The following is a 12,565-nucleotide window of genomic DNA, read 5'->3' on the forward strand; positions in this document are numbered from 1 at the left end:
TGAAGCCTGAGGAACATGACCAAAGCAGCCGGGTCCCTCCAATCGTCAGCCGATAAGGCCGCGGCGCTGGCCCTCACGCCTGTTTCACGTGAAACGGAGGCGCGGCTCGATCGCTACATTGCGCTCCTCCTGGAATGGCAGGCCAAGACCAATCTCGTGGCACCATCGACGCTTCCGAATCTCTGGACGCGCCATATCTCCGATTCGCTGCAGCTGATGAGCCTCGCGCCGTCGGCGAAAGCTTGGATCGATCTCGGCAGCGGCGGCGGCTTTCCGGGAGTCGTCCTGGCCTGCGCGTTAGCCGAAACGCCTGATGCCTCGATCCACTTGGTCGAACGAATCGCCAAGAAGGCGGCATTCCTGCGCGAAGCGATTCGCGTGACGGGGGCGCCGGGGACGGTGCATCTGGCTGACATCGGGGATAGTGTGGATAGAATCGCAGGCTCCATCGATTGCGTCACTGCGCGGGCGCTGGCTCCGTTACATCAACTCATCGGTTTCGCGGAACCGTGGGTGCGAAAGGGTGCAAAAGCACTGTTTCTCAAGGGTCAAGATGTAGAGGTTGAATTGACCGAGGCCACTAAATATTGGAATATCGAGCCAAAGCTTCATTCCAGCCGTACGGGCGGACACGGCTGGATCGTCGAACTCGGGTCAATCGAGCGGCGCTAGGGAACTCCGCGGCAGCAGATGGTATTTGGGTATGACTGTGATGGACGAGGTTTATCAAGAGGATAGGGCGCCGCAGCTGGCCGCCCATCCGCGCATTCTGTCGCTCGCCAACCAGAAGGGCGGCGTCGGCAAGACTACCACAGCGATCAATCTCGGCACGGCACTCGCTGCGATTGGCGAGCGTGTCCTGATCGTCGACCTCGACCCGCAGGGTAACGCCTCGACGGGCCTTGGTATCGATCGCCGCAACCGCAACTGCTCGACCTACGACGTGCTGATCGGCGAAGCGCCGCTGCGCGATGCCGTGGTCGCGACCGCGGTGCCACGCCTGAACATCGCAGCCTCCACCATGGATCTCTCCGGCCTCGAGCTCGAACTCGGCACCACGCCGGGCCGCGCGTTCCGGCTGCGCGACGCGATCGCCGGGCTGAACACCAACGTCTCCCCGGATTCGGATTACACCTACGTGCTGATCGACTGCCCGCCGTCGCTCAATCTGCTGACGGTGAACGCGATGGCGGCGTCGGATGCGATCCTGGTGCCGCTGCAGTGCGAGTTCTTCGCGCTCGAAGGTCTGTCGCAATTGTTGCAGACCGTGGAGCAGGTGCGCTCGACGCTCAATCCGAACCTGTCGATCCACGGCATCGTGCTGACCATGTTCGACTCGCGCAACAACCTCTCCAACCAGGTCGTCGCCGACGTGCGCCAGTTCATGGGCAACAAAGTCTACAACACGATGATCCCGCGTAACGTCCGCATCTCGGAAGCGCCGTCCTACGGCAAACCGGTGCTGGTCTACGATCTCAAATGTGTCGGCAGCGAAGCCTATCTGAAGCTCGCCACCGAAGTGATCCAGCGCGAGCGCGAGCTGCGCACGGAGTGAGCCGCAATTCGTAGGGTGGGCAAAGCGAAGCGTGCCCACCATGATTTCGTGACTGGGCGGTGGGCACGGCGCGAGTGCGCCTTTGCTCACCCTACAGGCCGATCCAATTGAAATTCTGTTTCCGGAGTACTGCGAGTGAATCCAAGGGAGCTGGCGATGGCCGACGAAGCGCGTTCGCGACTGGGGCGCGGGCTTGCAAGTCTGATCGGGGATGTCGGCGGCGAGGCCGCGCATGTCGAGCGGCCGCGCGGACAGCGCAAGGTGCCGATCGAATTCCTCAAGGCCAATCCGCGCAATCCGCGGCGCAGCTTCGCCGACGCCGAGCTCGGTGAGCTCGCCGAGTCGATCAAGCAGCGCGGCGTGATCCAGCCGATCGTGGTGCGCGCGATCAAGGGTGTGCAGGACCGCTTTGAGATCATCGCCGGCGAGCGCCGCTGGCGCGCCTCGCAGCTCGCCGGCCTGCACGAAGTGCCGATCGTGCCGGTCGAGGTCAGCGATTCCGACGCGCTCGAGATCATGATCATCGAGAACGTCCAGCGCGAAGACCTCAACGCGATGGAAGAGGCGCAGGGCTATCACGCGCTCGCCGACGAGTTCAAACGCAGCCAGGAAGACATCGCCAAGATCGTCGGCAAGAGCCGCAGCCATGTCGCCAACATGATGCGGCTGACCAAGCTTCCGGGCGAGGTGCAGGCGCTGATCGCCAAGGGCGACCTGTCCGCCGGACATGCCCGCGCGCTGATCGGCGTGCCCGATCCGCTCGCGGCCGCCAAGCGCATCGTCGCCGAAGGCCTCAACGTCCGCCAGACCGAAGCGCTGGCGCATGAGGAGGGCGTGCCGGAGCGCAAGCCGCAGAAGGCGCGCGCCGGCGGTGCGGCCAAGTCGAAGGACGCCGACACCATCGCGCTGGAGAAGCGCGTCAGTGACGCGCTCGGCCTCACCATCACGATCAGCCACCGCGACCCCGGCGGCTCCGTCCAGATCAGCTACCGCAACCTCGAGCAGCTCGATGAGGTGGTGCGGCGGCTGGAAGGCGGTTAGCGGCATCTGCCGAGCTCATCCCCTCCGTTTCGCATTGGCCGCGATCGACAGCAGCGCGCGCTGAGCGATGGCGGCGGCGAGCGAGGCCTGCTTACGCATGTCGAGGGCGGCGATCGCGAGCTGATCGATGATGCCGACCAGCCGCGGCGCGCTGAAATTGCGTAGCGCGATCTCGACGACGGCCTTGCGCGAAAAGTGCAGCCGCGGAAATCCGCCCTCGAGCACGGCCGACACCGGCGTGCCTTCGGCGACTGTGAGCGCGGATTTGTGCAGCCACGCCGCCTGGCGCTGGGCTGCCGAGATGATCACGCCGGGATAGGTGCCGGCGACCATCGCCTTCGCGAACTCGCTCTCGACCAGTCCAGGGTTACCGGCAAAGGCGCCATCGACAATCGGATCGAGCTTCAGCTCGGAAGCATCAGACACGACAGTCATCACGTCATCGAGCGTGATCTCGCCCTTGCCGTGCGCGAACAGGGCAAGCTTGCGCAGTTCGTTGCGCGAAGCCTGGCGGTCGCCGCCGAGCAGCGACATCAGCACCGCGCGTGCATCCGGCGCCAGCCGCAGATTGGAGACGCGCTGCTCGTCCTCGATCAGTTTCGCCAGATCGCGCTCGGTGTCGGGATAGCAGCCGATCGCGACCGCGGTCTTGGCGCGTTCGCAGGCCTTGCGCAGCGGCGCTTCCGGCCGCAGCTCGCCGGCCTCGATCACGATCCGGCAATCCTTCAAGGCTGAGTCGGCCAGCGTATCGACGCCGCTGGCAAAATTGCGCGAGCCGGCGCGGACACGGATGGCGCGGCGGCCGCCGAACAGCGGCACCGTCATCGCCTCGTCAACCAAACGCGATGGCTCGGCGGCGAGGTCGTCACCGTCAAGCCGCACCAGCGAGAATGGGTCGTTGGGATCATCGACCGCGGAGGCGATCAGCGCGTCGGCGCGCTCGCGCACCAGGCCCGCGTCCGGACCGTAGAGCAGGATGATCGGGCGGCCGGCGTCGGGCCGGGCGAGGAAATTGTCGATCTCTTTTCCGCGGAGCGCGACCAATGAAGTGATCAGGTCCCGGCGGAGAAGAAGGCCGCCAGCCGGGTCTGGATGTTATCGGCGATCTCCTGCGCGGCGCGGTCCTCGGCGTCGCGGAAGGCCCGCGCGCGGGCGAAGCGCTGATAGGAGCCAGGGATGTCATAGGAGACGCGCGAGAAGGTGGTGCCGCTCATCACGGACTTGTTGGACGCGATCTCGACCAGGTTGAACTGCGCGTCGAGGCCGTAATTCTCGCTGGTCGGCAGGCCGGTGTTGGTATCGACCATCAGCGACGAGCGGCTGCTGTTGAACCTCAGCACCAGCCGATGCGTCGGCGGCATGCCGGTGGCATTGCCATAGAGCTTGAAGGCGAGCGCATTGCGGATCTCGACGCCGACGCGGGCCTCGCGGGAGGCGTTCGCCTTGTCGACCGGCGGCACCTCCACGCCCATCAGCTTTTCGCGCAGGTCGGGCGTGCCGTCGGTGTGTTCGGCATACATCGGCTTGAAGCAGCCGGCCGTCAGCGTGGCCAAGGCGACCACGGCAACCAGCCTGGCGGCGATCCTGATCCTAGCCGACAACATTGACGATCCTCATGGGCACTACGATCACCTTGCGGACGGGCTTGCCGCCCAAAGCGAGTTTTACCGCATCGAGCGCCAAAACGGCAGCCTCTATATCCGCATTTTGGGCGACCCGTGGCACGGTAACATCACCCCGCTTCTTGCCGTTAACCTGGACCACCAGGGTCACGCTGTCTTCGACCAGCAAATCACGTTCGATTTGGGGCCAATGGGCCTCCGAAACCAGCCCGTTCTGGCCCAGAAGTGCCCAGCACTCCTCGGCCAGATGCGGCATCATGGGTGAAAACAGTTGAACAAGGATGACGGCGGCTTCCTTGACCGCCCAGGCGACATCCGGACCGGGTTGGCCTGAGGCCTCCTTGGCCAGCACCTCCGCCAGCGCGTTGGCGAATTCGCGGATATAAGCCAGACAAACGTTGAAGTGCAGCCGTTCGATGCCGGACGATACCTTGTCGAGCGCGCCATGGGCCGCCTTGCGCAAACCGAGTGCCTCGGGCCCGAACTCGACCGGCCGCTCCGCGGGCGCCGATCTAGCGATCTCAACCGAGTCGTTCACCAGCCGCCACAGCCGCTGCACGAAGCGCGACGCGCCCTGCATACGCTCGTCGCTCCAGATCACATCGCGGTCCGGCGGCGAGTCCGACAACATGAACCAGCGCGCGACGTCGGCGCCGTAGCTCGCGATGATGTCGTCGGGGTCGACGGTATTCTTCTTCGACTTCGACATCTTCTCGATCGGGCCGATTGTCACCTCTTCGCCGGTCGCGGTGAGCACGGCGCGGCGGCCGTTGCTGCCGGTTTCAACCGTGACCTCGGCCGGCGTGACATAGGCGCCATCGGCCTTCCGGTAGCTCTCGTATACGACCATGCCTTGGGTGTACTGGCCCGCGAACGGTTCATCGAAGGCGATGTGGCCGGTCGCCTTCATCGCCCGGGTAAAGAAGCGCGCATACAGCAAGTGCAGGATCGCGTGCTCGACGCCGCCGATGTACCAGTCGACCGGCATCAGCCGATCCACCACCGCGCGCGTGGTCGGTGCGGTCTCGTTCCAGGGGTCGGTGAAGCGCGCAAAATACCAGGACGAGTCGACGAAGGTGTCCATTGTGTCGGTTTCGCGCACCGCCTTGCCACCGCACTGCGGGCAGGTGACGTGCTTCCAGGTCGGGTGATGGTCGAGCGCATTGCCCGGCTTGTCGAAGCTCACATCCTCCGGCAGCGTCACCGGCAGCTGGTCGTCCGGCACCGGCACCAGGTCGCATGTCGGACAGTGGATGATCGGAATCGGGCAGCCCCAGTAGCGCTGCCGCGAAATGCCCCAGTCGCGCAGCCGGAAATTCACCTGTCGCTCGGCGACCGGTGCATTGCCGCGCAATTCGCTTTCCAGGCGCTTGGCGACGTCTTCCTTGGCCTCTTCGATCGTCATCCCGTCGAGGAAGCGCGAGTTGATCATGCGGCCGTCGCCGTCATAGGCGACATCCGTGATCACGAACGTCTTCGGGTCCTGGCCTTCGGGGCAGACCACCGGAATGTTGCCGAGTCCGTATTTGTTGACGAAGTCGAGGTCGCGCTGGTCGTGTGCCGGACAGCCGAAGATCGCGCCGGTGCCGTATTCAATCAGCACGAAGTTCGCGACGTAGACCGGCAATTTCCAGCTCGGATCGAATGGATGGATCGCCCTGATGCCGGTGTCGAAGCCCTGCTTCTCGGCGGTGTCGATGATTTCCTGCGCGGTGCCGATCCGCTTGGTCTCGGCAATGAACTCGGCAAGCTCCGGATTCTTCGCCGCCGCGGCCTGGGCCAGCGGATGATCGGCCGAAATCGCCATGAATTTCGCACCGAACAGCGTGTCCGGCCGCGTGGTGAAGATCTTCAGCTCGTTTTCGCCGGCCGGCGTCGTCGCCGGATCCAGTGCGAAGCGGATCAGCAGGCCCTCCGACCGGCCGATCCAGTTGCGCTGCATCAGCCGCACCTTGTCGGGCCAGCGGTCCAGGCCATCAAGCGCGTCCAGCAGCTCCTGCGCGTACTTCGTGATCTTGAAGACCCATTGGCTCATCTCGCGCTGCTCGACGACGGCGCCCGAGCGCCAGCCCTTGCCGTCGATCACCTGCTCGTTGGCGAGCACGGTCATGTCGACCGGATCCCAGTTCAGCTTGCGCTTCTCGCGCTCGGCGAGGCCGGCGCGCAAAAAGTCCAAAAACAGCTTCTGCTGATGCTTGTAGTAGCTGGGGTCGCAGGTCGCGAATTCGCGTGACCAGTCGAGCGACAGCCCGATCGACCGCAGCTGCTTCTTCATGGCGGCGATGTTGTCGTAGGTCCAGGCCTTCGGCGCCACCTTGCGCTCGATGGCGGCGTTCTCCGCCGGCAGGCCGAATGCATCCCAGCCCATCGGATGCAGCACGTTGAAGCCCTTGGCGCGCATGAACCGCGCCAGCACATCGCCCAGCGTATAGTTTCGGACATGCCCGATATGGATGCGCCCGGACGGATAGGGAAACATCTCGAGCACGTAGTATTTCGGCCGCGGATCGTCATTCTTGGAGACGAAGATCGCGTTTTCGTCCCAGGCGGCTTGCCAGCGGGGCTCGGATTCACGGGCGTTGTAGCGTTCGGAGGTCATGAAATCGCAGGGCTTTTGGTGGTTTTTGGGGCCCCATCTGGGGACGGCGGACTAGGCCATAAAAACGCCTATGGGGTCAACGGTTTGGGCCCCTCGAAACCCTCATCGCTGGTGCTGCGGCTCTGCTCCTGCCGCAGGGGGAGGACGAGGGACCCTTGGGTGCGGATGGCCAAACTGGCCACCCGGAGCTTTATGGTCAGGCTTAAAGACCCATCCGGTGTCGTCACCCGCCAACGGGTCGGCGCGGAGCGGCGCCCGATGACAGGCTCCGGCGGGTGACCCAGTACGCCGCGGCCGATCGGCTCAATAACGACTGTCTCTGGAATACTGGGTCGCCCGATCAAGTCGGGCGATGACAGGGGTGGGTGGGGCGCAGTTTCGGGTCCACGCGACAGGTTCATCCCCGCAGGGTAAGCGTCGAATTGGCCCGTATATACTCGCCCGGAGCTTGTCCTACCTCCCTGCGGAAGGCCGTACTGAAGGCGCTGGCGGATTGATAACCGATTGTCGCGGCGACAATTTCCTGCGGTACTCGTTCTCTCTGGAGGATATCCTTGGCGACGGCCATCCGCCATTTGAAGAGATAGGTCATCGGAGGCATGCCGACGAGGCGGGTGAAGCGTTCGCTGAAGGCGGTCCGCGAAAGGCCCGCTTCCTCGGCCAGCGACGCGACGCTCCAGGGATGCGCGACATTGGCGTGAAAGCTCTTCAGCGCGCGCCCAAGGCGATCGTCCACCAGGCCGTTAAGCAGTCCAGGGCGGACCGCTGCCTCGCTGTAGCGCAGCGCTTCGATCAGCATGACTTCGATCAGGCGCTCGATGATGAGGTCGCGTCCGGGTCGCTCGTCGAGCGCTTCGCCTCTCAGCGAGCCTATGGTATCGGCAATCCTGCGCGCGGTGTTGTCGGTGCGTTTGATATGAAGCTGTGCCGGCAGGACCTGCGTCAGCATTTCCGAGTTGGGTGCGCTGAACCCGAAATACCCTCCGAGGAGCCGGAAATCGGGCGTGGCGGTATCGGGACCAAAATGGGTCTCTGCGAGAATCGCGGATGCCGGGCAGTCCTGCATCTCGTCTCGTTCGACATCCGGATCACTTGCGATCACGAAGCCTGGCCCGGTCGGCAACAAGATGAAATCGCCTTCGCGCAGTTCGACAGCCTCGCAACCGTTAGCCTGGAAGTGGCATTTGCCGGTCACGACGACACCAAACCCCGGGGTGCCCGAGCGACGATAGCGGGCTCCCCAGCGGCCCGAGCCACTCACCAGCTTTGATACAACGGTTTGCGGGCGCATCAGCGCGACAAGGGACGAAAGCGGGTCCATTCCGTACGATCCATAAAGAAACGTGAACGTTGGATTATAGACCGTCCAGGTCTGGATAGCTAGCTTCCATCCCAGTCTCACAAGGATGGCAACGCATGAAAACGGTTCTGATCACCGGAAGCTCGTCCGGATTCGGCCAAGCGACCGCACAACTCTTCCTCGACAACGGCTGGAACGTCATTGCGACTATGCGCCAACCTCAAGGAGGCCTGTTCAGCGCAAACACCACCAATCTGCGCGTGATTGCGCTCGACGTGACGGATGCGGAGAGCGTTCGGGCTGGTGTCAACGAGGCGATCAGTGCCTTCGGCGGCGTCGACGTCCTCGTCAACAATGCCGGCTTTGGAGCATTCATGCCGCTCGAAACGACCTCGGACGAGTTGACCCGTCGCTTGTTCGAAACCAACACGCTTGGCACCATCGCAATGGTTCACGCCATCGTCCCGCACATGCGTGAGCGCGGTTCGGGCACGATCGTCAACGTGACATCCAGCGTCGTCTTCAGTCCCTCGCCTCTGGTTTCTGTGTACACGGCCACCAAAACAGCCGTCGAGGGCTTCTCGGAAGCACTTTATCATGAGCTCGCGCCGTTCGGCATCCATGTGAAGCTGGTGGAGCCTGGCTACGGACCGGACACCAAGTTCCGAGCGAGCATGATGGCGTTCAACGACGCGAGCTCGTTCCCGGCACCTTACCAGCTGCTGCTCAACGCCCGGATGAGCAATCTTCCCGCAGCCACGACGACTCTCGAAGACGTTGCCAACGCGGTCCTTCGGGCCGCCAACGACGCCGGCGTCATCCTCCGCTATCCGGCCGGAGCCGATTCGGTGGCCAACGCAAAGATGCGGGCCGGATTGAGCGAAGATGACTTCCTGGCAGTGCAGCGCCGGGCGCATGAGATTCCGCCGCAATAGCTGTCGCGCCATCGATGCTGGTGGCGCCAAGTCGTGGACAGAGGCGTCAACGCGCCTCAGCTCGCCAGCGCCATCCCGGCTTCGTCCACCATCTTCACAAAACCATGCTCCACGACCGCATTCCGGCCGCGGTGCTTGGCGGCGTAGAGAGCGGCATCCGCGGCTTCGATCAAATCGCCGGGGCGCTGGGTGTCGTTCGGCTTCGTGGTCGCGACGCCGACGCTGACGGTGACGACGGTGTGGCTCGAGGTGGCATGCGGCACGCCGAGGCCGAGGATGGCCGTGCGCACGGTCTCGCCGATCGCGAGCGCGTGGGCGGCGTCAGTGTTCGGCAGCAGCAGGCAGAATTCCTCGCCGCCATAGCGGCCGGCAAAGCCCAATGTGTCGGCGGCAATGCCGGACAGCGTTTCGCCGATCCTGGTGAGGCAGGTGTCGCCTTCGGGATGACCGTAGGTGTCGTTGTAGAGCTTGAAGTGATCGACATCGATCATCAAGAGCGACAGCGTGCAATCATATTGCTGTGCCTTCAGCCACTCGAAATCGAGCCGGCTCTGGAAGCCGCGGCGGTTGGCGAGGCCGGACAGCGCGTCGATCGAGGCCATCACGGTGAGCCGGTCATTGGAGGCGACGAGTTCGCGCTCGCGCTGGCTGAGCTGGGCGGCCATGGCGTTGAAGGCGCGGGCGAGCGGAACGAACTCCGACGGCAGCCGGTTCTTGGCGACGCGCGCGGACCAGTCGCCCTCGCCGAATCGGCGTGCCATGCCGGTCATCAGCTCGATCGGATGGATGATCAGCTTCTCCGCACCCACGAGAGCACCCAACAAAACAAAAAGGCAGACGAAGCCGAGCTGCAGATAGGCGGTGCGGATCTCGCGATTGATCGCCGCCGTCACCTTGGCTTCGTCCATGCTCACGATCAGCCGCGATTCGGTTCCGGAGATGCGGGCAAAGCTCAACGTCCGCTGCGCACCGTCGGACGCGGTGAATGACACCGATCCGGCGGGCTCGTCATAGCTCAGCGCCTTTTCGGCGATCGCCGACATCAGGGGAACGGTGTCGAGCGAGCGGCCGATCAGGCTCGCATGGTCTGATGGGGCGGCGACCACGACGCCGGTCGAGTCGACCAGCAGCGCCGACATGCCCGGCCGTCCGCCGAGATTGGCCATGATCTGCGACAGCCAGTCAATGTTGATGCCGGCGACGACGACGGCATCCTGGTCCGGATTGATCGCGGCGACCGGATAGGCGGCCATCATCATCGGGCGGCCGTTGGTCTTGCCGATCAGGTAGTCGCTGAAGACGAAGCCGCCGCTCTCCTGCGCCTTGCTGAAATACCCGCGGTCGCCAAGGTTCATTCCGACCTGGATGTTGAGGGTCGAGCACTGCACCACGCCGTCCTTGCTGACGAACATGATGCTGCGAATCCACGGCAGGTTGGTCGGCAGGCTGGCGCGAAGCACCTCACAGCTCCGCGCGATGCCGCCGGAGGCGCGGATATAGGCGGCCGATTTCAACATGGTCTCGACCGACGAGATCACCTCGCGTTGGGTCTCGGCCGCGTGGCTGGTCAGATTGGCGTATTCTTCGGCGGCCTGGGCGACCTGCTTGGTGCGGAAATCCTCCAGCGTGCGGACGCGGTCCAGCATCAAGGGGGCGACCAGCATTACTGCAAGCAGGGCCAGCCGGGCACGAACGCCCAGAAGCTTCTTGAGTTTGACCCGGTTGCGGTTGAAAGTCACACCCGACATTTTCGTCCCTTGCCCATGCGCCAAGGTAGAATGAAGGGCTTCAAAAAGCCTTTCCCGAATTTGGTAAAATTCGAGCCAACCCCCACATCTGTCAGAAAACGGCACAAGCATGACGCAAAGCCCGACCACGTCGTTATCGGCTCCTTCACCAAACGGCCTCGCCGCCGTCGAGCAGGAGATTGCGCGCGCCTGCAAGGAAGCGGGGCGCGACCGCGCCTCCGTAACACTGATCGCGGTGTCGAAAACCTTCGACGCCGATACCATTTCGCCCGTTATCGACGCTGGACAGCGCGTATTCGGCGAGAATCGCGTGCAGGAGGCCAAGGGCAAATGGCCGGCGCTCATGCAGTCCCATCAGGGACTCGCATTGCATCTGATCGGGCCGTTGCAGTCGAACAAGGCCAAGGAAGCGATCGCGCTGTTCGATGCGATCCATTCGATCGACCGTGTCAGCATTTGCGAAGCGTTAGCCAAGGAAATCAAATCTCAGGGCAGAGAGCCGCAATTGTTCGTCCAGATCAACACTGGCGAAGAACCGCAGAAGGCCGGAATCGCGCCAGGAGAGGCCGACGCGTTCATCGCCTCGTGCCGCGAGACTTATGGGCTCGCGATCTCCGGGCTGATGTGCATCCCGCCGGTCAACGATGCGCCGGCGCCGCATTTCGCACTGACTGCCAAGATCGCGGCGCGCAACGGCTTGAAGAATCTCTCAATGGGCATGAGCGCGGATTTTGCCGTAGCGATCCAGATGGGCGCCACCCATGTGCGCGTGGGATCGGCAATTTTTGGCGCGAGGTAGTTCGCGAACGCCGCTGCGCCCCCCTCGCCCCGCTCTTGCGGGGAGAGGGTTGGGGTGAGGGGCTGCTTCCGCGAAGATGGTTGTAGAAGAGTGCGCGGAGACTCCCCCTCACCCGGATTTTTCGCTTCGCGTAAAATCCGACCTCTCCCCGCAAGCGGGGCCAGGTGAAAAGGCGATCCCTTACGCGAACCTCACCGACACCTTTCCGAGCACGCCGAAATCCGCCGCGAAGACATCGCCGGCCGCAATCGGCAGCGGTGGATGGCAGGTGCCTGTCGTCACCGCCTGCCCCACCCGCAGTGTCAGCCCGAGCGCGCGCAATTCGTTGGCGAGCCAGGCCAAGGGCATGCGGGGATCGCCGAGTACGTTCTTGCCGTGCCCGATATAGCGCTGGCCGCGCAGCGCGATTGTCGGCCGCTGCTCGACGAGATCCATGGCGCGCCAGTCGGCGGATGTTGCCGGTCCGAGCACGAACAAATGCGCGCAAGCATTGTCGGCGATTAGCTGCGCTTCGCCGGCCGCGGTAAAATCCGCGAAGCGCGAATCCGGAATCTCGATCGCCGGATGCAACGTGGCGACGGCATCGAGTACCTCCTGAACGGTGTAGGGCGTTGGGCGCGGCGGCAGGTCGCGGGCCATGCGGAACGCGAACTCCGGCTCGCCGACGCGCATCTCGTTGCCCGTCATCGCGGCCGTGCCGCCATCGGCAATCACGGTCTCTGCGAGGATGCGTCCAGCCAACGGCCCCGCGACATTGATGTGCTTCTGGCCGGCCTCGCTGGTCGCCGCGATCTTCCAGCCGAACAGTATTTCGCGCGAGGTCTTTTCCAGCGCAGCCTGCACCGCATAGCCCTCGGCGCGATCGCGCGGCCGGATTGCGCTGTCGAGGTTGCCGAGCTTGGTACCGGCGCGCCAGTGGTCGTGCAGCGCCCTTGATGCGGCGGCGATCTGATCGTTGTTGAGCAT

At 63.9% G+C, this 12,565-nt stretch carries 11 protein-coding genes; 5 read left to right on the forward strand and 6 right to left on the reverse strand.

The window, feature by feature from the left end; genetic code table 11:
* Positions 1 to 15 precede the first annotated feature (15 nt).
* The 3 genes from rsmG to ACP2YO_RS01195 all read left to right on the forward strand — a co-directional run bounded on the left by rsmG (position 16) and on the right by ACP2YO_RS01195 (position 2,596).
* A complete protein-coding gene (gene rsmG, locus ACP2YO_RS01185; protein WP_426438278.1) occupies positions 16 to 672 on the forward strand; it encodes a 16S rRNA (guanine(527)-N(7))-methyltransferase RsmG in 657 nt (218 codons plus the stop codon).
* 31 nt (positions 673 to 703) lie between these two features.
* Complete coding sequence (locus ACP2YO_RS01190; protein WP_426438280.1) at positions 704 to 1,555, forward strand: ParA family protein; 852 nt, start codon at positions 704 to 706, stop codon at positions 1,553 to 1,555.
* A gap of 156 nt (positions 1,556 to 1,711) precedes the next feature.
* Positions 1,712 to 2,596, forward strand: a complete 885-nt coding sequence (locus tag ACP2YO_RS01195; RefSeq protein WP_426438282.1) for a ParB/RepB/Spo0J family partition protein — start codon at positions 1,712 to 1,714, stop codon at positions 2,594 to 2,596.
* 15 nt (positions 2,597 to 2,611) lie between these two features.
* On the opposite strand, the gene holA is transcribed toward ACP2YO_RS01195, so the two are convergent.
* The 4 genes from holA to ACP2YO_RS01215 all read right to left on the reverse strand — a co-directional run bounded on the left by holA (position 2,612) and on the right by ACP2YO_RS01215 (position 8,138).
* On the reverse strand, positions 2,612 to 3,640 hold the full coding sequence (holA, locus tag ACP2YO_RS01200; RefSeq protein WP_426438284.1) for a DNA polymerase III subunit delta: 1,029 nt from the start codon (positions 3,638 to 3,640) through the stop codon (positions 2,612 to 2,614).
* Positions 3,641 to 3,648: 8 nt separating this feature from the next.
* Positions 3,649 to 4,200 carry an LPS assembly lipoprotein LptE gene (lptE, locus tag ACP2YO_RS01205; protein ID WP_426438286.1) on the reverse strand — a complete coding sequence of 184 codons (552 nt, stop codon included), beginning with the start codon at positions 4,198 to 4,200 and terminating at the stop codon, positions 3,649 to 3,651.
* Positions 4,187 to 6,817 carry a leucine--tRNA ligase gene (gene leuS / locus ACP2YO_RS01210; RefSeq protein WP_426438288.1) on the reverse strand — a complete coding sequence of 877 codons (2,631 nt, stop codon included), beginning with the start codon at positions 6,815 to 6,817 and terminating at the stop codon, positions 4,187 to 4,189. Before leuS ends, lptE begins: the two co-directional genes overlap by 14 nt.
* Positions 6,818 to 7,214: 397 nt before the next feature.
* Positions 7,215 to 8,138, reverse strand: coding sequence for an AraC family transcriptional regulator (locus ACP2YO_RS01215; protein ID WP_426438290.1), 924 nt, complete (start codon positions 8,136 to 8,138; stop codon positions 7,215 to 7,217).
* A 95-nt stretch (positions 8,139 to 8,233) separates the two neighbouring features.
* Here ACP2YO_RS01215 and ACP2YO_RS01220 point away from each other — a divergent pair, with 95 nt between their 5' ends.
* On the forward strand, positions 8,234 to 9,052 hold the full coding sequence (locus ACP2YO_RS01220) for an SDR family oxidoreductase (RefSeq protein WP_426438292.1): 819 nt from the start codon (positions 8,234 to 8,236) through the stop codon (positions 9,050 to 9,052).
* 56 nt (positions 9,053 to 9,108) lie between these two features.
* Here the strand turns inward: ACP2YO_RS01220 and ACP2YO_RS01225 are convergent, their stop codons facing one another.
* Complete coding sequence (locus ACP2YO_RS01225; protein WP_426438294.1) at positions 9,109 to 10,800, reverse strand: sensor domain-containing diguanylate cyclase; 1,692 nt, start codon at positions 10,798 to 10,800, stop codon at positions 9,109 to 9,111.
* 109 nt (positions 10,801 to 10,909) lie between these two features.
* Here ACP2YO_RS01225 and ACP2YO_RS01230 point away from each other — a divergent pair, with 109 nt between their 5' ends.
* A complete protein-coding gene (locus ACP2YO_RS01230; protein ID WP_426438296.1) occupies positions 10,910 to 11,599 on the forward strand; it encodes a YggS family pyridoxal phosphate-dependent enzyme in 690 nt (229 codons plus the stop codon).
* Between the two features lie 180 nt (positions 11,600 to 11,779).
* Here the strand turns inward: ACP2YO_RS01230 and ACP2YO_RS01235 are convergent, their stop codons facing one another.
* Positions 11,780 to 12,565 carry a 2-keto-4-pentenoate hydratase gene (locus tag ACP2YO_RS01235; protein WP_426438298.1) on the reverse strand — a complete coding sequence of 262 codons (786 nt, stop codon included), beginning with the start codon at positions 12,563 to 12,565 and terminating at the stop codon, positions 11,780 to 11,782.

The organism is Bradyrhizobium genosp. P, assembly GCF_049949265.1.
Lineage (GTDB): Bacteria > Pseudomonadota > Alphaproteobacteria > Rhizobiales > Xanthobacteraceae > Bradyrhizobium.